Here is a 23,585-nt window from a genome sequence, read left to right as displayed (position 1 = left end):
GCACGCACGGCGCCTTGGTGAAAAAACCGCCAGGCCGCTGCTACGGCATGGACAAGGTCAGTTCGCCGCCTTCGGTGACGAAACGCTGCCCCTGTCGTCGCAGATGGCGTCCATCCGGCAACTCGTAACGCGGGGTGGCCTCGGTATCGGCCTGGCGTCCTGCGCTATCGCGGAATTCGATGATGACGTAGGACTCACCGTCGGCGTCGACCGCCGGGAACTGACGAAATGACATCGTGCACCTCCGAGTCTCAAGATTGCGGTCGCGTCTGTCTGGAGCGCGCCGCCGGCTTGCACCGGCAGGGCGAGCATGCGCAGCGTGGTGTTACCAGGGTGTCATCGTGCGCCCGTGCGCCCTGCGCTCGGGCCGCAGTGGCCGGATCTACACAGCAGGCGCGACCTTACTGCAGCCGCAAGGCATCGCGATCGGCAGTGGCGGCGGCGAGTTCGGCACGTGCCGAGGCGATGCGCGCCTGCGCATCGATCAGTCGCACTCGTGCATCGTTGGCAGTCTCTTCGCGTTGGTTGACCAGGAAGAAATCGCCCGACCCCAGTTCGAAGCGGCGCCGCTCTGCGGTTGCCAGACGATCGGCCAGGTCGCGCTCTTCCTGCGCAATGCTCGCCAGGCGCTCGGCGGCATTGATCGCGATGACTACCGATTCCACCTCCACCGCGATCTGGTCGCGGAGGTAGCGGCTGCGCTCGTTCAGCGCTTCGACTTCGGCACGCGCCTCGGCAACGCGCCCTTTGGCGGCGCGATTTTCCAGCGGCACGCTGAAGCGAAAGCCGATGATCGCGTCGGTCTGCGAGCGGTTGGGTCCACCCACGCCCGGTGGGCCAAGATCCTTGCTGACCTCGAAGCGCAGATCCAGCCGCGGCGACAAGTCGTTCTGCGCCAGCATCAGACGGGCAGTGGCCTGGTCGATGCGCGACAGTACCGCGCGGTAATCCGGTCGCTGTACCGGCGTGGTGGCGATCCTGGCAGCGCCTGCCAGTCCATCGAGCGCCGATGCGTCGGCGGGCAAGCGTTCGGCCGACACCATCAGTGGTGCGCCGTCGGCATCGCGCAGATACAGCGAGAGCGTATTGGCGGCGCTGGCGAGCTCCTGTTCGGCGCGCACCACCAGCGCCCGGCGACGGACCAGGTTCTGCTCGTTCTCGGTCAGCAGGATGGTCGGTCGCGCGCCCAGGGAGACCTGGCGGGTGATGGCGCTGCGACGGCGCTCGGCCAGTTGCAACAGCTCCTGGTAGGCGCGATAGCGCAGACCGGCGGCCACCCAGGCCTGATAGGCATCGATGGCGCGCCGCTGCACGCCGACCGCGACCATCTGCGCTTCGTAGCGGGCCACGTCGATGTCGTCGCTGGCCACGCTGCGGCGGGTACGGCGCTCGTCCACCACGCGATCGCGCAACAAGGCGAACAGCGCGCCGACTTTCACTTCGCCGCCGCGGTCGGTGTAGGCCTGGTCCTCGTAGACCGGGAAGCCACCGCGCGAATTGCGGTAGGCACCATAGAAATAGCCGCCGTTGTTTTCGAACGGTCGGGTCGCACGACTGTCGATCACGCTGCCATCGTAATAACCGGCCGCCCGCGAGCGCCCATCGACGTCGAACACGGTATCGAACGCGCCATCGGCTTGCAGGCCCTTGCCCTCGGCCTGGCGGACCTTGGCCAGTGCTTCGATGATCTGCGGGGCCGAACGCGCCGATGCCTGCAGCACTTCTTCCAGCGTCAACGGTGCCGCAGCGACCGCGCCGGGCGGCTGCTGCGTCGACGACGGCCGTGCCGCGGCCGGCATGGCCTGGGCATGCAGCAGGGCAGGGCAGAGCGCCAACAGCGCCAGCACGGTGCAGCGAATCATTTCTTGCTCGTCTCGTCTTCGTCGGTCTTGACGGGTTTGGCCTTGCTGTCCGGCGTCGTGGTCGCCGCCGGCCGTTGGCCGAACTCCAGCGGGAAGTTGTTCAACTGGCGCCACAACTCATAGCCGACGCGCACCGTCTCGCCCTGTACCCAGCCGCGGACCCGACCGCCAGGGCGGACGAATTCACGACCCGGCCAGGACGGCTTGCCCGGCTGCGGTTCGACCAGGATGCGGAACAAGCCGTCGGGCGCGCCGTTGGGGTCGATCATGCGCACGCGGCCATCGAACATGCCATGCGCCACCGACGGCCAGCCGCTGAACTGGATCGCCGGCCAGCCCTCGAATTCCAGCCGCACCGGACGGCCGGCACGGATCAACGGCACGTCGCGGCCGTCGATGTAGAGCTCCACCGCACGCTCCACACGCTCCGGTGCGATCACTGCCAGCACGGTGCCGGGCGATACCAGCGCGCTGCCGCCGGTGGTGTTCAATTGCTGCACCCGGCCATCGCGCGGGGCGCGCACCACCTGCGCGGACTGCCGATTCAACTGCACGTCGATACGGGTCAGCTTGGCGCGCGATTCGGCCAGCTTGGCATCGGCTTCGGCAACCTTGATCTGGGTGAGCTCGAAGTCACGCCGTCCGGCCAGACCCTCGGCCAGCAACTGGCGGGTGCGCTCGACATCGATGGCGGCAACGGTGCGGGACTGACGGATGGCGGCAATCTCGGCTTCGACCTGGGCGCGTTCGCTGGCAAGACGCGACAGCAAATCCGGATCGAGATCGGTGACGCGTGCGATTGGTGCGCCCGCCTCCACGTGCTGACCATCGTGCACATACCAGCGCTCCACCCGCCCCGGCACCAGCGCAGTCACCTGCTGCTGACGATCGTCCGGATCCAGGGCGATGACCTGGCCCTTGCCGCTGGCAGTCTGCACCCAGGGCACGAAGGCAAGGATCGCACCGGCAATGAGCACGCCGATGGCGAGCATCCAGGCCAGCACCCGGGCGGCGCTGGGTACGCGCATCGCCGCCAGCGTCGGGAACTGCGCCAGGCGATCAGTCGCGTGCGGCATGACCGGCCTCCTGCTGGGTGAGGGTGACCAGCGCGTCGCGCGAGGCGAAGCGCTGTTGTTGCTGCGGTGCCAGGCGGAACCAGCCGTCCAGGGTGATGTCCTCGGGTCTGCCGGTGCAGAGCAAGGTGGTGGTGCCTGCGTGCTTGAGGCGCTGCAGGACAGCGACCAGGCGATCGGTCGGGATCAGATCGTAGAGCTGCGAAAGCATCAACACGCGCGGGCGGACCAGCAAGGCATTGGCCAGCTTCAGCGCCATCACTTCGCCGATCGAGAGCGGATAACCCGAGGCGGCCAGGCGGGTGTCCAGCGTCTGCGGCAGGCTGGCCACGCGTTCGCGCAGGCCGACGGCTTCCAACGCACCGAGCATGGCACCGGAGTTCACCTCCGAGGAGGCCATGGCCAGGTACTGGCGGATGCTCACCTCCACGATGGAGGGGCGGTCGAGCACCATGACCTCCGAGCGCAGCAGGTACATGTCGAAGGTGGCCAGGTCCGCGCCGCCAACCATCACCAGGCCACGCTCGGGCATGACGTGGCGCTTGAGCACCATCGCCAGCAGGCGCTCGGCGCCGCCATCGGCCAGGGTGACCAACTGCTCGCCGGCCTCCAAGGCGAAGTCGAAGCGCGCGCCTTCGATTTCCACCCCTTCCAGTCGCACTTCGCTGGAGCGTGGCGCCTGGCCGGGCGCGTTGACGCTGCGTTCCTGCGGAATCGCGAACAGGCCGGACAACTCCTCGCAACTGGCGATCAGGTCGTAGAGCGTGTCCAGATACCAGCCCAGCTGCGAGATGCCGTAGAACACCGCGCTGAGGATCAGTTCGGCGGCGACCAGCTGGCCGATCGACAACTCGCCGCGCAGGATCAAATTGCCGCCCAGTGCCAGCAGCGCCGCACTGGCGATGGCGTACAGCAACAGGAAGGCGACCGTCTGGGTGAAGCTGTAGCGAAAATAGCGCCGATGCCGCTCGACGTAAGTCGCGGTGACCGCTTCCGAGCGCTGCATGGCGAACGCGAGATGGCGGCTGGACTTGTAGAAGCCATTCGAGCCGCCGACGCTTTCCAGCCAGTGCGCCGCCTCGTGCTTGGCCTGGCTCAGGCCCACCGCCGCGCGAATCGATCCACGCGACCAGATCATCCAGATCGCGAAGATGGTCAGCAGCAGCAAGGCATTGAAGCCCAGGAAGAACGGGTGATAGAAGCTGGTGACGATCAGGCCGACAGCCGACTGCAGCAGGATGGTAAAGGCACCGATGCTCAGACTGGGCACCGCTTTCTGCACCACCACCACATCGAAGTAGCGGTTGAACAGGTCGCCGCGGCTATGGTCGGCGAAGAACGGGTTCTGCGCGTGCACGGCGCGCACGGTGATCTCGGCGACTACGCGCGCGAACAGCCGCCGCTCGAACAACGCCATCATCCAGAAGCGCATGGCGCTCAGCCCGGCCACCAGCAGCAGCAATCCCAGCAGCAGAGCCGACAGCGTCCACAGCGGTGCCGGCAGGGCGGTATTGGTGACGCTGTTGATCAGCAGTTGCACCGAGATCGGCGTCGCCAGCGACAGCAGGCTGACGGCGACGCCATAGACGATGGCTAACCGCACATAGGGAATATCCGGGCCGATGATCTCGGCCAACCATCCCGCGGCCTCGCGCCAACCGATTCGCTGTCCTGCCATTGCCTTCCCACCGATGAGCCTGAATGCGCATTGTGCCTGCGGATGGAGCAGGAACAAGCGAGCGATGCTTATTCAGCCGATAGGATTTACCTATGCAGCCGCATCCCGCAGCAAGGCGGCGATTAGCTGGAAGGCGGGAGCGCGGCCGGCGCCCTGCCGCCAGACCAGTCCTATCTCGCGATAGTAGGGGCCTCCCTGGACCGGCCGCGCCACCACGTCGTCACCGGCGCGGATCTCCTGGCGGACGTAAAGCTCCGGCAGCAGCGCCAGTCCCATGCCCATGCCGGCCATCTGCCGGATCGCATCCAGACTGGTGCCTTCGTAATCACGCAGCACGCTGGCACCCACCTCGGCGGAGATTGCCGCGACCTGTTCGGCCAGACGGTATTCCGGCATCAGGGTCAGCAGGTTGGCGCCGTGCAGGTCGGCCGGCGTCAGCACGGTCCTATCGCGCAAGGGGTGGTCGCTGGCCATGGTCACGTACAGCGGTTCGCGGAACAGGCGCTCGCTGTGCAGGTTGCGCCCGCTGATCGGCAATTGCGCCAGGATCAGATCGTGCACGCCGTCGACCAGGCCAGCGCTCAGTGCGGTGGGCAGGCCTTCGCGGACATGCACGCGCAGTGCCGGGTGATCGCGGTGCAGGCGTGCGACCAGGCTGGGCAGCAGATAGGCGCCCAGGGTTGGCGAGACCCCGAGCCGGATCGTGCCGACCAGGGTGTCGGCGGCAGTAGCGCGTAGGTCTTCGAGGTCGCGGACCTCCAGCAGGATGCGTCGTGCGCGCTCCAGCAGGTCGCGCCCCAGCGGCGTCAATACGACCGGGCCGCCGCGCTCGAGCAATGGGGCGCCGATGATCGCCTCCAGCGCGCGGATCTGTTGCGACAGCGAGGGTTGCGACACGCCCATCTGCTCGGCGGCACGGGTGAAGCTGCCGCTGTCGGCCAGGGCGATGAAATAGCTGAGCTGACGCAGGGTGGTGCGCGGCCGGGCCATGCTGGTCAGCGCTCGTCGTGGTGTCTGGGCAGCGCGAAGCACACCCTACGGCGAGGCCGGCATGGGCACTGGCGCAGCGCGCAGTCGCGGTTCATTGGTCGATGAACTGCAGGCGTGCGAGCTCGGCGTACAGGCCGCCCTCGGCGAGCAACTGCGCATGCGTGCCTTGCGCGACGATACGACCCGCGTCCATCACCACGATGCGGTCGGCCTTGAGCACGGTGGCCAGGCGATGGGCGATGACCAAGGTGGTGCGTCCCTGGACCAGCCGGTCCAGCGCCTGCTGGACCGCGCGCTCGCTCTGTGCATCGAGTGCGCTCGTGGCCTCGTCCAGCAACAGGATCGGCGCATCCTTGAGCAGGGCGCGGGCGATCGCCACCCGTTGCTGCTGTCCGCCGGACAGACGCGCACCGCGTTCGCCCAGTTCGCTGGCATAGCTCTCCGGCAGTGCGCGAATGAATCCATCGGCCTCGGCGGCCGTGGCTGCGGCCACGACCTGCGCGTCGCTTGCATCCAGCCGGCCGTAGCGGATGTTGTCGGCGGCGGTGGCGGCGAACAGGGTCGGCTGCTGCGGTACCAGCGCAATGTGCTCACGCAATTGCGGTGGGTCGAGCGTGCGCAGATCCGCCGCATCGATGCGGACGCTGCCACTCTGCGGATCGTGAAAGCGCAACAGCAGCGACAGCACCGTGCTCTTGCCGGCTCCCGACGGGCCGACCAGCGCCACGGTTTCGCCAGGCTGCACATGCAGGTCGAAGCGATCCAGCGCGGGCGTTCCCGGACGCTGCGGATAATGGAAGCTGACCTGGTCGAAGTGGATCTCGCCACGCACGGGGATCGGCAGCGATTGCGGCTGGGCTGGGGCGACGATGGCCGAGCGTTCCTCCAGCAGCTCGCTGATCCGGCCCATGCCGCCGCCCGCGCGTTGCAGCTCGTTCCACACTTCGGCCAGCGCGCCGACCGACCCGCCACCGATCAACGCGTACAGCACGAACTGGCCCAGCGTGCCTGGCGTCATGCGTCCGTCGATCACATCGTGCGCGCCCAGCCACAGCACCGCCACGATCGCGCCGAACACCAGCATGATCGCCACCGCGGTCACCGCCGCCTGGGTGCGGATGCGCCTGCGCGCGGTCTTGACCGCCGCCGCCAGCGCCTGCCCGAAGCGACCGCTCTCATAGCCCTCGCGTCCATGCGCCTGCACCGTGCGCACGGCGCCCAGGGTTTCGGCCGCCAGCGTATTGGCATCGGCGACGCGGTCCTGGCTGGCGCGGGAGATCTTCTGCAATCGCCGCGCGCCGAGCACGATCGGCAGCACCGCCAACGGAATGCCGATCAGGGTGAATCCGGCCAGACGTGGGCTGGTGACGAACAGCATCACCAGGCTGCCGACCACGGTCACCGAGCTGCGGACGGCCACCGACATGGTCGAGCCGATGACCCCGCGCAGCAGTTCGCTGTCGGCCGACAACCGCGAGACCAGTTCGCCGCTGCGGCTGCGGTCGTGGAAGCCGGGATCCAGGCTAATCAGATGGGCATACAGGCGCTCGCGCAGATCGGCCACGACTTTTTCGCCCAGCAAGGCGACGAAATAGAACCGCGCGGCGGTGGCCAGCGCGAGCACCACCGCGACCGCGAACAGCAGGACGAAGGCCTGGTTGATCTGTGCGCCACCACTGAAGCCGTGGTCGATCATCTGCTTGACCGCCGCCGGCATGCTCAAGGTGGCGGCCGACGACACCGCCAACGCGACCAACCAGGCCACGAACAGATTGCGTTGCCGCTGCACGAAGGGCCACAGGGTGCGCAACTGGCCGAGCTTGCGCAACGGATTGGTCCGATTGGTGCTCTGGTTCATGCAGCTTCCGCAGGGGAGAGATGGATACGGTTGCGAGTTGCGTCGCACAGGCGGGTTTTCAAGCCATCGAGGCGGTCGGCAGGCAGGCGCAGCTGCAGGCTGGCGCCGTCGGCATCGAAGGATTCGTGCAGCTTTTCGGCATCGAAGGCTAGCAGGGCAGCATGCACCGCGCCCAAGTCGTCGAAGCGACAGCGTAGCTGCAGCGACGCCAGCGCAAGCAGCGGTCGCCGCTGGGCCAGCCGCAGGCACTCCGCCGCCGCACCGCCATAGGCGCGTACCAAGCCGCCGGCGCCGAGCTTGACGCCGCCGTACCAGCGCGTCACCACCACCACGATGCGGTCGTAGCCCTGGCCGTCGATGGCCGCCAGGATCGGGCGACCCGCGGTGCCGGCGGGTTCGCCGTCGTCGCTGGAGCGATAGTCCTGGCCAAAGCGATAGGCCCAACAGTTATGGGTAGCCTCGGCGACGGCCAGCCGCTGCACCGCCTCCAAGGCCTGTGCCGGGTGGTTCAGCGCGCAGGCATGGGCAAGAAAGCGGCTGTGCTTGATGTCCAAGCTGTGGTGGGCGTCAGCGGCGAGGGTGTCAGGCATCGCCGGCATTGTACGCGTGGCTGCCGGGGACGCTGTTCTGGCTGGTATGGAACACACGCCAATTGGGGCCAGGACCCTGGCGCCGGTGCCCGCAACCGTCGGCGCCACCGCTGCGGTAGGCCCGCAGCGGCGTGGCTGCGGCGTCGGCGTCCAGCATGCAGCGGGACGACGATCCCTGCGACGAGCGCTAGGGCGCGACCTGCACGGCGCCGCGTTTCTCGTCGATCCACTTGGAGGCTCGCGCGGGCGTGTACTCCTGCATCCACCCCAGCATCTGTTCGATATCGGCGCCGTACCACAGGTCGGCGCGCTGGTCCGGATGCAGGAAGCGCTCTTCCACCATGCGATCGATCATGCCGATCAACGGCGCGTAGAAGCCTGCGATATCCAGGAATGCGCAGGGCTTGTTGCCGATGCCCAGCTGGCGCCAGGTCAACATCTCGAAGATCTCTTCCATGGTGCCGAAGCCGCCAGGCAGGGCAACGAAGGCGTCGGACAGTTCGAACATGCGCATCTTGCGCTCATGCATCGAGCCGACAATCTCAAGCTCAGTCAGGCCGCGGTGCGCCACTTCCCAGTCCGCCAGTTGCTTGGGGATGACGCCCGTGACCTGGCCGCCGGCAGCGAGGACGGCATTGGCGACCGTGCCCATCAGGCCGACGTTGCCGCCGCCGTAGACCAGTCGCAGGCCTTGTTCGGCGATGCGCGTGCCCAAGGCAGTCGCGCGTTCGGCATAGACCGGTTTGTTACCGGCGTTGGAACCGCAATAGACGCAGAGTGATTTCATTGTACGTTTTCCATCGATACGACCGACAAGTCGGTCACTCAGTTGGTGTCCGTTCTTTTCTTCTTTGGATCTTGGCGCTTAGCAACCATGATGCGCCGATCGCGACGAACATCAGGCCGCAGCCGGCAAACGCCAGTTGCTGGCCGATCACGGCCGCGACGAAGAACATCAGGCCAGCGGCGACGAACAGGATGCCGCTCAGCGAGCTGCGGGGTGGAACTGCCACAACGGGTTCCTTGACTGGGAACGAAGAAGGCTTCGTCGTGAGACGAAGCCTTCCGCGGCAATCGAGCACCGAAGTGGCTCAGTTCGCCTTGTGGATCGCTCGCTTGCTCACCGCCATGGCCGCGTCGTGGATCGCCTCCGACAGGGTCGGGTGAGCGTGGCAGATACGCGCCAGGTCGTCGGCCGAGCCGTTGAACTCCATCGTCAGCACGCCTTCGTGCACCAGCTCGGATACGCCCACGCCCACCAGGTGCATACCCAGCACGCGGTCGGTTTCGGCATCGGCGATCACCTTGACGAAGCCGGCCGGCTCGCCCATCGCCACCGCGCGGCCAATCGCTGCGAACGGGAAGCTGCCGGCCTTGTAGGCAACGCCTTCGGCCTTGAGCTGCTGCTCGGTCTTGCCGACCCAGGCAATCTCCGGCTCGGTGTAGATGACCCATGGAATGGTGTCGAAGTTGACGTGACCCGGCAGGCCGGCGATCAGCTCAGCCACCGCAATGCCTTCTTCGAAACCCTTGTGCGCCAGCATCGGGCCGCGCACGCAGTCGCCGATCGCCCACACGCCATCCACGCCGGTATGGCAATGCCCGTCGACCTCGATCTGGCCACGGTCGGTGACCTTGACGCCAGTGCCCTCGGCCAGCAGGTTCTTGGTCGCGGCCTTGCGGCCCACGGCCACCAGCAGCTTGTCCACGGTCAGGGTCTGCTCGCCAGCAGCGTCGGTGTAGCTGAGCACCACCTGCTTGGCGTCGCCGCTGCCGGTGATCTCGGTCTTGCTGACCTTGGCGCCCAGCTTGATGTCCAGGCCCTGCTTCTTGAATTCCTTCAGCGCAGCCTTGGACACTTCGGCATCGGCCAGCGCCAGGAAATCGGGCAGCGCTTCAAGGATGGTGACCTCGGCGCCCAGGCGCTTCCACACGCTGCCCAGCTCCAGGCCGATCACGCCGGCGCCGATGACGGCCAGACGCTTGGGCACGGCGGTGAAGTCCAGTCCGCCGACGTTGTCGACGATGGTGTCGCCGTCGAACTTGGCGAACGGCAGTTCGATCGATTCCGAACCGGCTGCCAGAATCACGTTGGTGCCCTTGAGCTCGATCTCGCCGCCCTCATGCTGGGTGACCTTGACGATATTGCCCGGCTGCAATTGACCGAAGCCGTAGTACGGGGTGATCTTGTTGGCCTTGAACAGCATCGCGATGCCGCCGGTGAACTGCTTCACGATCTTGTCCTTGCGGCCAATCATCGTGGGCACGTCCATCTTGGCGTCGTTGAAGCTGATGCCGTGGTCGCCGAATAGGTGGCCCATGTTCCAGAACTGGCGCGAGGAATCCAGCAGCGCCTTGGACGGAATGCAGCCCACGCGCAGGCAGGTGCCGCCCAACGCCGGCTTGCCGTCCTTGCCCAGTGCCGCGTCGATGCAGGCGACCTTCATGCCCAGCTGCGCGGCACGGATGGCCGCGTGATAACCGGCCGGGCCGGCACCGATGACGACGACGTCGTAGTTTTCAGCCATTTCAGCAATTCCTTGATGCGTTCTCCTCCTCCCAGAAGCGGGAGAAGGTGGCGCGAAGCGCCGGATGAGGGAGGGCTATGACCGCTTTTACGGCATTCCCAATTTCAAGCGAGCCACTGCGAAATGGAGGGCTTGAACAGCCAGCAGTTCGCCTTCGTGGCTCGTGGCGGCTCGTTCCTCGTTGTTGCGCCGGACACAGGTGCCTGGCGCCCCAACCCTCTCCCGCAGGCGGGAGAGGGAGCGATGGCTCACAGACCGAACAACATCCGGCCCGGGTTTTCCAGCTGATTCTTGATGTCCACCAGGAACTGCACCGAGTCCTTGCCGTCGATGATGCGGTGGTCGTAGGACAGTGCCAGGTACATCATCGGCGCGATCACGACCTGGCCGTTTTCGGCGATCGGGCGCTCCTTGATGGCATGCATGCCCAGGATCGCGCTCTGCGGCGGGTTGATGATCGGGGTCGACAGCAGCGAGCCGAAGGTGCCGCCATTGGTCACAGTGAAGGTGCCACCCTGCAGTTCTTCCAGGCTCAGCTTGCCGTCGCGGGCCTTCTTGGCGTAGTCGGCGATGCCCTGTTCGATGTCGGCGAAGGACTGCCGCTCGACGTTGCGCAGCACCGGCGTGACCAGGCCCTTGTCGGTGGACACGGCAATGGAGATGTCGCTGTAGCCGTGATAGATGATGTCGTCGCCGTCGATCGAGGCGTTGACCAGCGGGAAGCGCTGCAGTGCATTGGCCGCGGCCTTGACGAAGAAGCTCATGAAGCCGAGCTTGATGCCATGGGCCTTCTGGAACTCGTCCTGCAGTTCCTTGCGCGCAGCCGACACCTTGGCCAGGTTGACCTCGTTGAAGGTGGTCAGCATCGCGGTCGAGTTCTTCGACTGCATCAGGCGCTCGGCGATGCGCTTGCGCACGCGGGTCATCGCCACGCGCTCTTCCGGACGCGCACCACCAGACTTGCCGACGCCGCCGTTCTTGGCGAAGTTGACGATGTCTTCCTTGGTCACCGCGCCGCGACGGCCGGTGCCCTCGACCTGGGCCGGATCCACGCCCTGGGTGATGGCCGAGAAGCGCGCGCCCGGGGGCAGGGCATCGGCAGCGGACTTGGACGGTGCCGCTGCAGCGGCAGCAGCCGTTGCCGGCGCAGGTGCCGGAGCGGCAGCGGCCGGCGTGGCGGCCTTCTTCTCTTCGGCCGGAGCAGCGGCGGCGGTGGCACCTTCCTCGATGATCGCCAGCACCTGATTGCTGGTCACCGTGCTGCCGGCCTCGAACTTGATTTCCTTCAACACGCCATCGACCGGCGACGGCACTTCCAACACGACCTTGTCGGTTTCCAGGTCGACCAGATTCTCGTCGCGCTTGACCGCTTCACCGGCCTTCTTGTGCCAGCTGGCGATGGTGGCATCGGAAACGGATTCGGGCAGTACCGGAACTTTGACTTCGGTGGCCATTCGGGAGCGTCCTAGGGTTTTCGTTCTTTGAGGGTAGAGAGTTATTCAGCGACTTGGTCGTTGAACGGATTGAGTAGCGCATCGGCGACCAGCTTCTGCTGTTCGGCGATGTGGTCGGCCATGTGGCCGGCGGCCGGCGACGGCGAGCGGGCGCGACCGGCGTAATGCAGGGTCTGGCCATTGCCCAGGCAGAAGTTGAGGTGGTGGCGGATCTGGTACCACGCCCCCTGGTTCTGCGGCTCTTCCTGGCACCACACCACGTCGGTGGCATTGGCATAACGCTTGAGCTCGGCGGCCAGCTGCGCACGCGGGAACGGATACAGCTGTTCCACGCGCAGGATGGCGACGTCGTCCTGGCCGCGCTTGGTCTGGTCTTCGAGCAGGTCGTAATAGACCTTGCCCGAGCACAGCACCACGCGCTTGACCTTCTTCGCATCGGCCTTGGCGTCCGGGATCAGGTGCTGGAATTCGCCATCGGCGAGTTCTTCCAGGCTCGACACCGCCAGCTTGTGGCGCAGCAGCGACTTGGGCGTCATCACCACCAGCGGCTTGCGGGTGGTCATGCGCATCTGCCGGCGGATCATGTGGAACGCCTGCGCCGGGGTGGTCGGCACGCAGACCAGCATGTTCTCCAGCGCGCACAGCTGCAGGAAGCGCTCCAGACGCGCGGAGCTATGCTCCGGACCCTGGCCCTCGTAGCCGTGCGGCAGGAACAGCGACAGCCCTGCGATCCGGCCCCACTTGGCCTCGCCGGCAGCGATGAACTGGTCGATCACCACCTGCGCGCCGTTGGCGAAGTCGCCGAACTGCGCTTCCCAGATGCACAGCGCATTGGGGTCGGTGGTGGAGTAGCCGTATTCGAAGCCCATCACCGCTTCTTCGCTCAGCAGCGAGTCGATGACGGTGGCGTCTTCGGGGTTTTGCACCAGCTGGCGCAGCGGCAGGTAATAGCTGTCGGTCTTCTGGTCATGCAGGATCGCGTGACGGTGGAAGAACGTCCCGCGACCTGCGTCCTGGCCGACCAGGCGGAGCTTGTGGCCTTCGGCCAGCAAGGTCGCGTAGGCGAGGTTTTCGGCAAAGCCCCAGTCGCCGAGCTGCTCGCCGGCGGCCATCTTGACGCGGTCTTCGTAGATCTTGGCCACGCGTGCATGCAACTCCACCCCGGCCGGGATGGTGGTGATCAGCTTGGCCAGACGGTCGAGCTCGGCACGCTTGACGCGGGTGTCGACGTTGTCGGCGAGCTTGCCGGACAGGTACTTGGACCAATCGATGGCGAATTCGTCCGGCTTGCGCTTGGCAAGCTCGGTGGTGTATTCGCCCGAGTCCAGCTTGCCGCGGTAGCCGTCCACCAGCGCCTTGGCAGCGTCGGCGCTGAGCACGCCCTCGGCTTCCAGCTTGGCGGCATACAGTTCACGCGTGGTCTTGTGCTTGCGGATGGTCTGGTACATCACCGGCTGGGTCGCGGCGGGCTCGTCGGCCTCGTTGTGACCCCAGCGGCGGTAGCACACCAGATCGATCACCACGTCCTTCTTGAAGGTCTGGCGGAACTCGTAAGCCAGCTTGGTGATGAAGATGACCGCGTCCGGGTCGTCGCCGTTCACGTGGAAGACCGGCGCGGCGATCATCTTGGCCGCGTCGGTGCAGTACAGCGTGGAGCGGGCGTCATCGCGCGCGCTGGTGGTGAAGCCGATCTGGTTGTTGACCACGATGTGGACGGTGCCGCCGACCGCGAAACCGCGGGCCTGCGACATCTGGAACAGCTCCATCACCACGCCCTGGCCGGCAAAGGCGGCGTCGCCGTGGATCAGGATGGGCAGCACGGCCTTGCGCTCGGCGTCGCCGAAGCGCTCCTGGCGCGAGCGCACGCTGCCGACCACGACCGGGTCGACGATTTCCAGGTGCGACGGATTGAAGGCCAGTGCCAGATGCACTTGCTTGTCGCCGCCGACCGCGATGTCGGCGGAGAAGCCCATGTGGTACTTCACGTCGCCGGTGTGCGCACGGTCGTCATGGGCGTGCTCGAACTTGCCCTCGAATTCGTCGAACAGCTTGCGCGGGTTCTTGCCGAGGGTGTTGACCAGCACATTGAGGCGGCCGCGGTGGGCCATGCCGATCACGATGTCCTTGACCTGGTCGTTGCCGGCCTGGCGGATGATGGTGTCCATCATCGGGATCAACGAGTCGCCGCCTTCCAGCGAGAAGCGCTTCTGGCCGACATACTTGGTGTGCAGATAGCGCTCCAGGCCCTCGGCGGCGGTGAGCCGCTCCAGCGTGCGCTTGCGGCTGTCGGCATCGGCGGCGATGCGGCCGCCGGCGTCTTCCAGGCGCTTGTAGATCCACTGGCGCTGCTCGAATTCGGGGATGTGCATGAACTCGGCGCCGATGGTGCTGGCGTAGGTCGCCTTCAGGCGTGCCAGCAGGTCCTTGAGTTTCATGCGCGGCTGGCCGCCGACACCGCCGGTGCTGAACTCGCTGTCCAGGTCGGACTGCGACAGGCTATGGAACGGCAGATCCAGATCCGGCGGATTCACGGCCGGGGTCAGACCCAGCGGATCCAGCTGCGCGCCCAGGTGGCCGCGCGAGCGATAGGCCGTGATCAGGCGACCGACATTGCGTTCGCGCTCGTCGCTGGTCCCACCACCGACACCGGCATTGGCGGCCTGCTTGGCCGCGCTGGTGATGTGGGCGATGGCGGCCGAGTGCGGCACGTCACCGGCGTCGCGGCCATTGAAGCCGTCGAAATAGCTTTTCCACTTGGGATCGACGCTGTCGGGAGCGACCAGGTACTGCTCGTACAGGTCCTCGATGTAGGCGGCATTGCCGCCGGCGAGTTGCGATGACTGCGCAAACTGCTTTAGGAGATTATCCACGATGGTAAGTCGGGTCTGCTGTGGGGATGACTGGCGGAGTGGCGGGGCACATGGCCCTGACGGCGGTATCAATCGCAAAAAATTATACCCCCTTGCGACAGCGAGGGGGCGTTTGCCAGCTGACCGGGGGCGCCCTGGGCGGGCGATGGACGCTGCCTGCGGGCCTTATCGGCCGTTACAAGCCAAGCGCGCGCGGCTCGTTCCAGAGTGCACTGCGCTCCCAGATCTGGGCGAATTCGCGCTCCAGTTGGCGACTGCGTGCCGGCCCACTCATCCAGGTTTCGCCATCGTCGTAGCGGTGACCGCTTGGACGAAAGTAGTAGGCATCGTCGGCGACCAGATAGGCCGAGGGATAGGTGGTGTCGATCGGATCGGTGATGCTGCGGAAGCGGAACACGCTGGGGAGCCGTTGCGCCAACCGTAGCAGTCCGCTGCCGCTGGCCAGCGCGGCATTGCCATCCTGCACGAGGACGCGCACCTGCTTGTCGTGGCGTGCCGTCGCGAAGCGGCGCGTCGCGGCCAGCACGCCGGCATCGTCCAGCAGCGGTGGGTCGAGAGCGCGGGTATAGATCAGCAGCTGGCGGCGTGCGGCACTGACCAGGCCGGTGACCGCGGCGACGGCGGCGGGCAGGTCGGTGACCGCCATCGGCCCGTCCAGCCGGCGTTGCAGCAGCACGCCGGCAGGGTCGTGAGCGGCATCGGGCACGGGCAGGAAGCCTGCCCGCGCGAACACCGGTTGCGCGGCGGTTGGCGCCAGCGCCAGCAGCCGCGGCCACCCCCACTGATGCGCCTGCTCGGCCGCGGCTGCCAGGACATGGTCAGACAGGCCGCGGCGACGCCAGGCCGGCAACACGGTCAGTCGCTCCACTCGCCGATCCGGCGTCAGGCACACCGCTGCCATCAGGGCGCCGGTGTCGTCGCAGGCGCCCAGATGGCGACCGAGTGCGTCCACTGCATCCCATTGCGCCTCGCTGGGAGCCAGGTGGCTGGCCCGGCGCAGCGCCGGCACCGCGGCGGTGGCCTGGGCCGGGTCCAGCAAGGTCACCATCGGCCAGCTGGAGGAGCTCACGCGTCCGTGTCCTCGTCAGTGTCCTCCTCGCCGTCGTGCTCCGCGTCGTCGTCGTGGTCCGGATCGTCGCGATGCAGGTCGGCGCTGGGCTCGTGCCGACCATTGGTGCTGGCCGCCGCTGGGCGTTCCAGCACGTCTTCCATCGCATCGTCCTCTGCGTCGTCCGCGCCGTCATGGGCCTGTTGGTAATGGCCGTGGGCAAGCAGGTCCAGCACCACCTCGCGTCCGCGTACGGACAGTTGCGCATAGCCGGTGCCGTCGATGTGTTCGGCAGCCGCCAGGCGAGCGGCGTCCTTCAAAGGGACCGCAAATTCCAGGCCGCTGCAGAACAACGTGGCGCCGCGCTTGGCGCGCCGCCAGGCCAGTCGCGACCAAGGATGCCGATGCAGCACCACGCCCTCGGCCAGCGCCTGTTCCACCGATGCGCGCGGGATCGGCTCCGGCGGCGGCACCACCTCGCCAGCGGCGCGGTAGGTGGTCATGAAGCGGCCGAACCAGTCGCCGAGCCGGTCCGGATCGTTCATCCGCAGCGCGTTGAGCGCGGCGACCACGCGGTTCATCGCCGTGGCGTCGATCTCGTACGGGTCGGCGGGGACGCTGAGATCCTCGTCGTGGTAGCGAACCGCTTCGTCGGCATCGGCGATCAAGGTGTCCAGGTAGTCGCCAATCAGCTCGGCCGACGAGGGCGCGCGCATGCCGATCGAAAAGGTCAGGCAGGGATCTTCGGCCACGCCATGGTGCGGCACCAGCGGCGGCAGGTAGAGCATGTCGCCGGGCGCCAGTACCCACTCGTGGGTCGGGGTGAACTGGCGCAGCAGCTTGAGGTCGACATCGTCACGGAAGTCCAGTGCCGGTGCCTTGCGGCCCAGCGCAGTGCGGGCATCGATCTGCCAGCGACGATGGCCCTGGCCTTGCAGCAGGAACACATCGTAGTGATCGACGTGCGCGCCGACCGAGCCGCCGGTGGCGGCGAAGCTGATCATGATGTCGTCGATCCGCCAGCGCGGCAGGAAGCGGAACTTTTCCAGCAGGGCGCGCACATCCGGATCCCACTTGTCCACGTCCTGCACCAGCAGGGTCCAGTCGTGGTCAGGCAGGCCGGGGAAATCGCTCTCCTGGAACGGGCCGGTCCGCACCTGCCAGTCGTCGCGCGTGCGGTCGTGGCGGATCAGTCGCGCCAGTACGCCATCTTCGCAAGCCAGGCCGGCCAGGTCCTCCGGCTGCAGCGGCGACTGGAAGTCGGAGAAGGCGTTGCGGATCAGCAGCGGATGTTTGTGCCAGTAGGTGCGCAGAAACCGTTCGGGCGGCATACCCAAGGGCAGGCCCGGGCGTGCCTGGACTTCGAACAGGGGAGGGGCAGGCTTGCGTGCGGCCATTGCGAATTCCTTGCAGAGAGCGTCGGGGCGCGCACGGATGGCGGCGCGTTCGCGCTATTGTCCGCCGACCGCCGCGTCGTTGCATCTGTTGCGGTCCCGTCCGCAGGTCGCACCAGGCGCGAGGCGCGCGCGTGCGGCTTGCATGCAGTCAGCGCAGCACGCCGGGCGGCGCTCAGGTCGCGATCTCGTCGTAGCCGCGGCCAACGAACTGCAGCAGGCACCAGCCGTGCCCCCACGGGTCGGCCAATCCGACGATGCGGCCCCAGCGTTTTTCGCGAATCGGGGTCTCCTGGCGCAGGCCGGCCTCCACGGCGCGTTGCAGCGCCGGTTCCAGCTGGTCGACCACGATGTCCAGGTGCAGCGGCGTCCAGTGGCGCGCATAGTCGCGCGGGGATGCTGCCGCGCCCATGCTCCCTGTCGGCTCGGCCAGCAGGTAGATCGGCACCGGCGCGCCCAGCAGTTCGAGCGCGCCGGCGCCGAAACGGCGCCCGGCCGTCCATCCGAAGGCGGCGCCATACAGCGCCTCGGCCGCCGCCAGGTCGGGGACATCGAGATTGACCAGCATCTGCATGGCAAGCCTTCCCGTGGTCGCGTCGGCGATGGTCCGGGCCACGCGAGGCGGCTGGCCCGCGGTGTCGGTCAGATCGCCTTGGCCAGCCGTTCCGCCAGCCCGGTGTAGCCGCCCGGCGTCAGCGCACGCAGGCGCTGCTTGGCCTCCTCAGGCAGCTCCAGGGTCTCGACGAAGGCACGCATCGAATCGGCGGTGATGCCCTGGCCGCGGGTCAGGGCCTTGAGCTGTTCGTACGGATTGGGCAGGCCATGCCGGCGCATCACCGTCTGCACGGCCTCGGCCAGCACTTCCCAGGCCGCATCCAGGTCCGCATCCAGTCGCTCGGGATTGACGGTCAGCTTGCCCAGGCCCTTTGCCAGCGAATCCAGTGCCACCTGGGTATGACCGAAGGCGGTACCCAGGGCGCGCAGCACGGTCGAGTCGGTCAGGTCGCGCTGCCAGCGGCTGATCGGCAGCTTCGCCGAGAAGTGCTCGAACAAGGCATTGGCAATGCCGAAATTGCCCTCGGCATTCTCGAAATCGATCGGATTGACCTTGTGCGGCATGGTCGAAGAGCCGACTTCGCCGTCCTTGAGTTTCTGCTTGAAGTAGCCCAGCGAGATATAGCCCCAGATGTCGCGCGCCAGATCGATCAGCACGGTATTGGCGCGACGTGCGGCATCGCCGATCTCAGCGACGTTGTCGTGCGGTTCGATCTGCGTGGTATAGGGATTGAACACCAGGCCGAGGCCCTCGACGAAGCGCTGGGCGAAGGCCGGCCAGTCGACGTCCGGGTAGGAGGTCAGATGGGCGTTATAGTTGCCGACTGCACCGTTGATCTTGCCGCTCAATTCCACTGCGGCGATCTGCCGGCGCTGCCGTTCCAGGCGCGCCACGACGTTGGCGATCTCCTTGCCAAGCGTGGTCGGCGACGCGGTCTGGCCATGGGTGCGCGAGAGCATCGGCTGGCCGGCCTGCGCATGCGCCAGCGCACGCAGCGTGGCGATGATGCTGTCCAATGCCGGCAGCAGCACGTCGCCGCGTGCCTGCTCCAGCATCAAGCCGTAGCTGAGGTTGTTGATGTCTTCGCTGGTGCAGGCAAAGTGCACGAATTCCAGCGCAGGCCCGAGTTCGGCATCGTCGCGCAGCTGTTCCTTGATGAAATACTCCACCGCCTTGACGTCGTGGTTGGTGGTGCGCTCGATCTCCTTGACCCGGGCGGCCTGAGCGACGCTGACATCGGCCGCCAGTGCGCGCAGGCGTTGGGTGGCGGCAACCGAGAACGGTGGCAGTTCGCCGATGCCCGGTTCGGCCGCCAGTGCCAGCAGCCACTCGATCTCGACCTTGATGCGGGCGCGGATCAGGCCATATTCGGAAAAGATCGGCCGCAGCGCGTCGACCTTGGAGGCGTAACGGCCATCGAGCGGGGACAGGGCGAGCAGGGTGGAATCCGACATGGGCAGAGAGGCAGCGGTGACGGTGGGGCGAGCATTCTACGCCGCCGGCGCTGCGGTCAGGCCCAGTGGGCCGCAAGGTCGGCCGCCTAGCCGCGCCGGAGTGGGCTGAACGGCGGGCGACCTGTGCAGCAGAAAAGCCCGACACAGCGGGGCTTGCCCCTTATGGTAGAGCCCCCTGCGCTGTTCCGGCCTGCCATGCGCCCGATCTTCGCTCGCCTCGCCATCGCGATCCTGCCTGCCGCGCTTCCGGTCGCTGCGCAGGATGCGGACTTCGCCGCAAAGGCGGCGGCGTTGTATCGCACCCCGCCAGCGATCGCTGGCTGCCGTGCCGGCGAGCTGCAACCGGCGCAGCGACAGCGCGTGCTGGCGCTGATCAACGATATCCGTCGCCTGCACGGACTCGAGCCAGTCGACTATGACCCGGCGGCCGAGCCCGAAGCCACCCAGGCGGCGCTGGTCATTGCCGCCAACGGCCGCCTGAGTCATACGCCGACGCCGGACTGGCGCTGCTATTCGGCCAGCGCGGCCAAGGGCGCGCGCCGAAGCCTGATCTACGGCGGAGTCAGCTCGCCGCTGCTGCGCTTTTCCAGCGTCGATGAAATCGTGATCGAGTGGCTGACCGACGCCAACAATGTCAGTGCCGGTGGACTGGGGCATCGCCGCTGGCTGCTGGATCCGTTTCTGCAGCGTGTCGCCTTCGGCATGGTGGCCGGTCGCGATGGCCCTGCGTTCAGCAGCGGCGCCGCGCTGCGCATCGTTCCTGCCGCCGGCATCGCCGCGCGCACACGCGACGATTTCGTCGCCTGGCCGATCGGCGAGTATCCGCGCCGCTACTATGTCGACGATGCGCTGTTGTCGTTCACTGCGTTACCGGACCGCAACCGGAAGTTCGCCAATCGCGAAGTCGATTATGCCGATGCGCAGGTGCAGATCAGCGAGCGCGGCGGGCGTCAGTTGCAGGTGCGCAACCTCAGCGAAGACCACGAAGGATTCGGAGTGCCCAACAGCCTGCAATTCCGGGTGCCGCGCTTGCAGCCGGGGGCGATCTACGACGTCACCATCCGCGGGGTGCGCTTCGGCGGACAGTCGCGCGATTACCGCTACTGGTTTCGCATCGGCCAATCGCCGCGCGCGTTGGCCGAATGAATCCACCGCGTCAGCTGGTCGCGGTGTCGGCTTCTTCCACCGGTCGCACCGTCACCGCCTGGATGCGATGACCCGCCATCCGCCGCACGGTCAGTGCATGGCCGTCCAGGCGCAGCGTCTCGCCTTCGGTGGGCAAACGCCGTAGCTGGTGCACGATCAATCCGCCCACCGAATTGACATGGTCCGGCGCGCTCAGATCCTGCCCGAGCAGGCGTTCCAGGCGGAAGATCGAGGTGCTGCCGGCTACCAGCAACGAACCGTCCTGGCTGCGGACCGGTGCGTCGCGTACCACGTGCCGATGCTCGTCTTCGATCTCGCCGACCACCACTTCGAGCAGGTCTTCCAGGGTGAAGAACCCCAGGATGCGGCCATGTTCTTCGACGCACAGCGCCAGGTGGGTGGCGCCGCTACGGAATTGCTCCAGGGCGCTGGGAATGGGCGCTTCCAGCGTCAACAAGGTTGCCGGTCGCAGCAGCGGGCGCAACTCCGTCGGCGGTTGGCCGTCGGCCATCGCCACCAGCAGGTCCTTGGTATGGAGGATACCCAGCACCTGTTCGCCGTCGGCATCGAACCACGGATAACGGCTGTAGCGCGATTCGCGGAATTCGGCCAGCACCGTTTGCAACGACATGCCTTCGCGCAGCGAGCGCAGATGCTCGCGCGGGCGCATCAGGTCGCCAGCGACCAGGTCCGGCAGCTCCAGTGCATGGCTCATCAACGCCAGGCCATGGTCGGCCGTCGCTGCGCTCGGATCCTGGCGGCCGACGATCAGCTTCAGTTCCTCGCGCGAGTAGCGATGCGAGGTGTGTTCCACCTCGCCCCAGCCGAGCAGACGGAGCAGGCGGTTGGCGCTGGTGTTGAGCAGCCAGATCGCCGGATACATGGCCCAATAGAACAGATACAGCGGTGCCGCCGTCCACAGCGACATGCGCTCGGGGCGGCGGATCGCCATCGACTTGGGGGCCAGTTCGCCCAGCACGATGTGCAGGAAGGAAATCAGGCTGAAGGCGATGAACAACGCGGTGACCTGCGAGGCCTCCGGCGAGAGTCCGATCAGGTCGAACAGCGGCTGCAGCAGGTGTGCGAATGCGGGCTCGCCAACCCAGCCCAGGCCGAGCGAGGCCAGGGTGATGCCCAGTTGGCAGGCCGACAGGTAGGCATCCAGATGGGCGTGTACGCCAAGCAACAGCCGGCCACGCCAGCCGTTGCGCTCGGCCAAGCCCATCGCCTGGGTGTGACGCAACTTGACCAGGGCGAATTCGGCAGCGACGAAGAAGCCGTTCAATAGCACCAGCAGCATTGCCAGCGCCAACAGCAGGAGATTGCCGATCATGCGGCCGCTCCCGATGGTGCCGCGGGCGAGCAGGCTGCGTGCGGGAGATCCGCAGCCGCGCACGAGTGCGAGGCGGGAAAGAGGGAAGCGGCGCGGTGCGCGGGCCGGCGCATCGTGCGCCGGCGTCTACTGTCTGAATCGTCGCCCATGGCGGCGTGGTGGTTCCGTCAGTGATGCCTCGTCGCAGTCTAGCCCATCGCGGTGCATTGCAGCTGTGCGTGGAGATCGCGCTCCGCGGAGTCGATCACAATCGCGCGCAGACGACACAACCGATCACGCGTGCTGCGACCGTCATCGGCCCGTGCAGTCGACCGCGGCTGTGGTCGGTAGCGCGGCGCGTGCAGGGATGCGCGATACGCATGCGGGGTCATCACGTCATCGACATCGTCGCGTCTGCTAGAATTTTTGTAATCGTTTTCAACAGGGATGTTCCCGCATGAAATCTGCTGTGCGTCTAGCGGCGCTGACCGTTGCTGTGTCCGTTTTTCTGTCCGCCTGTGGTAACAAGCCGCAAGTCGAGTCGTCGTCCGGCACTGCCGGCAACCAGACGCCTGCCGAGTCCGCTACCGCTGACCCGAGCCAGGCGCTGACCCAGAAGCTCAATGCCTATATCGAGTGTTTCAACCGCGTCGATGCCCAGATCCACCAGGGTGCCGAGGGGTATGTGGGCTGGATGAAGGACCCTGCGACCGGCCCGACGGGCCAGGAAACCCGCGTCTATGGGCCTGCGGACATCGACGACTACGATATGAAGGTGTGCGACAAGCCAATGTCGGAGGCAATTGCGGCCAAGCCGGCATTGCAGTCCTTGGATGCTGCGGCCAAGCGTTATCTGACTGCTTTGAAGACGCTGCAGCCGCTCGCTAATCAGGTGCGCGACTACTACGAGCGTGAGGATTACCAGGACGACCAGTTCGCCAAGGGCAAGCAACTGCACGCGCCGCTGATGGCTGCGCTGTCCGAGTTCGACGCGGCCAGCCAGGCCTTCAGTCACGAACTGGACGTGCAGAACGACGCCGCGCAGCGCGAGCAGTTGAAGGCGATGGAGAAAGCCGATGGCCGCACGCGCGAGTACTACCGGCTGTCGATGATGATCGAGGCCAAGGACATCGTCGGCTTGTTGCAGGAAGACCAGTTCGATGTCGCCAAGGCCAATGCCCTGGTCGCCCAGTTCAATGCCGTGTCCGACGAAGCGCACGCCAAGGTCGCCAACCAGGATCCGGGCAAGATGGATTGGAACAACTTCGAGGTCGCTGCGGAGAACTTCCGCAAGGAAGCCAAGGCACGCATCAAGCGGGTGGTCGACAAGACGCCGTATAGCGACATGGAGCGCGGCTGGATGGACAACCCGACGTTGGCGCCCGAGGGCTCGCCGGGGCGGCTGCTGCGTCGTTACAACGACCTGGTGTTCCAGAGCAATCGTCAGTAATCGCGATCGGCGGCGGCGAACGGTGCTGCCGCCCGTCGCCGCGAGGCGCGGACCGACGACGCCTCACCGCATCGTCGGTGCCGCGCGCGGCGTTGTTCGATCGATCCCGCCGGCGGGTGCATCGCCCGCCGGCCTGCAGGCCGCGATGGAGTCTGCACAGGTGCGTTGCCGCGGTCGAGCGCGCGCATCAAGCTGAGCACGGCAGCCCGCGAATGGCATGCCGGCCGGTCTCCAGAGATTGCTAACATCCACAGGCGCACACTCGTTGACGCCGGGCGCTGCGGTGCGGATCATGCGCGCGCTAGCCGCCGTCCTGCCAGCC

18 protein-coding genes and 1 pseudogene are annotated in these 23,585 nt (G+C 66.7%); 2 read left to right on the top strand and 17 right to left on the bottom strand.

The window, feature by feature from the left end; translation table 11 throughout:
- Window positions 1–40 precede the first annotated feature (40 nt).
- From CKY51_RS19750 to purB, 16 genes and pseudogenes are all read right to left on the bottom strand, one after another.
- The gene (locus CKY51_RS19750; RefSeq protein WP_022973754.1) at window positions 41–235 is read right to left on the bottom strand and encodes a hypothetical protein; all 195 of its coding nucleotides are present in this window, start codon (window positions 233–235) and stop codon (window positions 41–43) included.
- A 166-nt stretch (window positions 236–401) separates the two neighbouring features.
- Window positions 402–1,862: a TolC family protein gene (locus tag CKY51_RS19745; protein ID WP_031340496.1), complete on the bottom strand. Its 1,461-nt coding sequence runs from the start codon at window positions 1,860–1,862 to the stop codon at window positions 402–404.
- On the bottom strand, window positions 1,859–2,938 hold the full coding sequence (locus CKY51_RS19740) for an efflux RND transporter periplasmic adaptor subunit (protein ID WP_022973756.1): 1,080 nt from the start codon (window positions 2,936–2,938) through the stop codon (window positions 1,859–1,861). Before CKY51_RS19740 ends, CKY51_RS19745 begins: the two co-directional genes overlap by 4 nt.
- Window positions 2,922–4,613: an ABC transporter transmembrane domain-containing protein gene (locus CKY51_RS19735; RefSeq protein ID WP_152249716.1), complete on the bottom strand. Its 1,692-nt coding sequence runs from the start codon at window positions 4,611–4,613 to the stop codon at window positions 2,922–2,924. Before CKY51_RS19735 ends, CKY51_RS19740 begins: the two co-directional genes overlap by 17 nt.
- Before the next feature lie 90 nt (window positions 4,614–4,703).
- Window positions 4,704–5,603: a hydrogen peroxide-inducible genes activator gene (locus tag CKY51_RS19730; RefSeq protein WP_022973758.1), complete on the bottom strand. Its 900-nt coding sequence runs from the start codon at window positions 5,601–5,603 to the stop codon at window positions 4,704–4,706.
- A gap of 91 nt (window positions 5,604–5,694) precedes the next feature.
- Window positions 5,695–7,461: an ABC transporter transmembrane domain-containing protein gene (locus tag CKY51_RS19725; RefSeq protein WP_022973759.1), complete on the bottom strand. Its 1,767-nt coding sequence runs from the start codon at window positions 7,459–7,461 to the stop codon at window positions 5,695–5,697.
- Window positions 7,458–8,060, bottom strand: a complete 603-nt coding sequence (locus tag CKY51_RS19720; protein WP_031340502.1) for an IMPACT family protein — start codon at window positions 8,058–8,060, stop codon at window positions 7,458–7,460. Before CKY51_RS19720 ends, CKY51_RS19725 begins: the two co-directional genes overlap by 4 nt.
- 178 nt (window positions 8,061–8,238) lie before the next feature.
- Entirely contained in the window at window positions 8,239–8,838 is a 600-nt protein-coding gene (locus CKY51_RS19715) for an LOG family protein (RefSeq protein WP_031340503.1), read from the bottom strand.
- 34 nt (window positions 8,839–8,872) lie between these two features.
- Entirely contained in the window at window positions 8,873–9,007 is a 135-nt protein-coding gene (locus tag CKY51_RS22845) for a hypothetical protein (RefSeq protein ID WP_280524717.1), read from the bottom strand.
- 135 nt (window positions 9,008–9,142) lie between these two features.
- Entirely contained in the window at window positions 9,143–10,579 is a 1,437-nt protein-coding gene (gene lpdA / locus CKY51_RS19705; RefSeq protein ID WP_152249712.1) for a dihydrolipoyl dehydrogenase, read from the bottom strand.
- Window positions 10,580–10,827: 248 nt separating this feature from the next.
- Complete coding sequence (gene sucB / locus CKY51_RS19700) at window positions 10,828–12,033, bottom strand: dihydrolipoyllysine-residue succinyltransferase (RefSeq protein WP_152249710.1); 1,206 nt, start codon at window positions 12,031–12,033, stop codon at window positions 10,828–10,830.
- Between the two features lie 41 nt (window positions 12,034–12,074).
- Entirely contained in the window at window positions 12,075–14,903 is a 2,829-nt protein-coding gene (locus CKY51_RS19695) for a 2-oxoglutarate dehydrogenase E1 component (RefSeq protein ID WP_022973764.1), read from the bottom strand.
- Window positions 14,904–15,078: 175 nt separating this feature from the next.
- Window positions 15,079–15,972: a GNAT family N-acetyltransferase gene (locus CKY51_RS19690; RefSeq protein ID WP_031340509.1), complete on the bottom strand. Its 894-nt coding sequence runs from the start codon at window positions 15,970–15,972 to the stop codon at window positions 15,079–15,081.
- Between the two features lie 139 nt (window positions 15,973–16,111).
- Window positions 16,112–17,348: pseudogene (locus tag CKY51_RS19685) on the bottom strand (ribosomal protein uL16 3-hydroxylase); the annotation flags it as partial.
- Between the two features lie 172 nt (window positions 17,349–17,520).
- Entirely contained in the window at window positions 17,521–17,919 is a 399-nt protein-coding gene (locus CKY51_RS19680; protein WP_022973767.1) for a VOC family protein, read from the bottom strand.
- Between the two features lie 68 nt (window positions 17,920–17,987).
- Window positions 17,988–19,355 (bottom strand): adenylosuccinate lyase, encoded by a 1,368-nt coding sequence (gene purB, locus CKY51_RS19675; RefSeq protein ID WP_152249708.1) that lies wholly within the window; start codon window positions 19,353–19,355, stop codon window positions 17,988–17,990.
- A gap of 162 nt (window positions 19,356–19,517) precedes the next feature.
- Here purB and CKY51_RS19670 point away from each other — a divergent pair, with 162 nt between their 5' ends.
- On the top strand, window positions 19,518–20,501 hold the full coding sequence (locus tag CKY51_RS19670) for a CAP domain-containing protein (protein ID WP_031340510.1): 984 nt from the start codon (window positions 19,518–19,520) through the stop codon (window positions 20,499–20,501).
- Between the two features lie 10 nt (window positions 20,502–20,511).
- Here CKY51_RS19670 and CKY51_RS19665 read toward each other — a convergent pair whose 3' ends face one another.
- Window positions 20,512–21,834 (bottom strand): hemolysin family protein, encoded by a 1,323-nt coding sequence (locus CKY51_RS19665; RefSeq protein WP_022973771.1) that lies wholly within the window; start codon window positions 21,832–21,834, stop codon window positions 20,512–20,514.
- A gap of 436 nt (window positions 21,835–22,270) precedes the next feature.
- Here CKY51_RS19665 and CKY51_RS19660 point away from each other — a divergent pair, with 436 nt between their 5' ends.
- Window positions 22,271–23,263 (top strand): YiiG family protein, encoded by a 993-nt coding sequence (locus CKY51_RS19660; RefSeq protein ID WP_152249706.1) that lies wholly within the window; start codon window positions 22,271–22,273, stop codon window positions 23,261–23,263.
- Window positions 23,264–23,585: the final 322 nt, after the last annotated feature.

This window comes from Xanthomonas maliensis, from assembly GCF_009192945.1.
GTDB lineage: Bacteria > Pseudomonadota > Gammaproteobacteria > Xanthomonadales > Xanthomonadaceae > Xanthomonas > Xanthomonas maliensis.
The sequence above is the reverse complement of the archived record's forward strand: the minus strand, read 5'-3'. Positions and strand labels throughout refer to the sequence as shown.

Excerpts from the sequence above, each read along its gene's own strand:
- CKY51_RS19750 (WP_022973754.1), bottom strand. The coding sequence starts at position 235 with ATGTCATTTCGTCAGTTCCCGGCGGTCGACGCCGACGGTGAGTCCTAC.
- CKY51_RS19745 (WP_031340496.1), bottom strand. The coding sequence starts at position 1,862 with ATGATTCGCTGCACCGTGCTGGCGCTGTTGGCGCTCTGCCCTGCCCTG.
- CKY51_RS19740 (WP_022973756.1), bottom strand. The coding sequence starts at position 2,938 with ATGCCGCACGCGACTGATCGCCTGGCGCAGTTCCCGACGCTGGCGGCG.
- CKY51_RS19735 (WP_152249716.1), bottom strand. The coding sequence starts at position 4,613 with ATGGCAGGACAGCGAATCGGTTGGCGCGAGGCCGCGGGATGGTTGGCC.
- CKY51_RS19730 (WP_022973758.1), bottom strand. The coding sequence starts at position 5,603 with ATGGCCCGGCCGCGCACCACCCTGCGTCAGCTCAGCTATTTCATCGCC.
- CKY51_RS19725 (WP_022973759.1), bottom strand. The coding sequence starts at position 7,461 with ATGAACCAGAGCACCAATCGGACCAATCCGTTGCGCAAGCTCGGCCAG.
- CKY51_RS19720 (WP_031340502.1), bottom strand. The coding sequence starts at position 8,060 with ATGCCGGCGATGCCTGACACCCTCGCCGCTGACGCCCACCACAGCTTG.
- CKY51_RS19715 (WP_031340503.1), bottom strand. The coding sequence starts at position 8,838 with ATGAAATCACTCTGCGTCTATTGCGGTTCCAACGCCGGTAACAAACCG.
- CKY51_RS22845 (WP_280524717.1), bottom strand. The coding sequence starts at position 9,007 with ATGTTCTTCGTCGCGGCCGTGATCGGCCAGCAACTGGCGTTTGCCGGC.
- lpdA (WP_152249712.1), bottom strand. The coding sequence starts at position 10,579 with ATGGCTGAAAACTACGACGTCGTCGTCATCGGTGCCGGCCCGGCCGGT.
- sucB (WP_152249710.1), bottom strand. The coding sequence starts at position 12,033 with ATGGCCACCGAAGTCAAAGTTCCGGTACTGCCCGAATCCGTTTCCGAT.
- CKY51_RS19680 (WP_022973767.1), bottom strand. The coding sequence starts at position 17,919 with ATGCAGATGCTGGTCAATCTCGATGTCCCCGACCTGGCGGCGGCCGAG.
- purB (WP_152249708.1), bottom strand. The coding sequence starts at position 19,355 with ATGTCGGATTCCACCCTGCTCGCCCTGTCCCCGCTCGATGGCCGTTAC.
- CKY51_RS19670 (WP_031340510.1), top strand. The coding sequence starts at position 19,518 with ATGGTAGAGCCCCCTGCGCTGTTCCGGCCTGCCATGCGCCCGATCTTC.
- CKY51_RS19665 (WP_022973771.1), bottom strand. The coding sequence starts at position 21,834 with ATGATCGGCAATCTCCTGCTGTTGGCGCTGGCAATGCTGCTGGTGCTA.
- CKY51_RS19660 (WP_152249706.1), top strand. The coding sequence starts at position 22,271 with ATGAAATCTGCTGTGCGTCTAGCGGCGCTGACCGTTGCTGTGTCCGTT.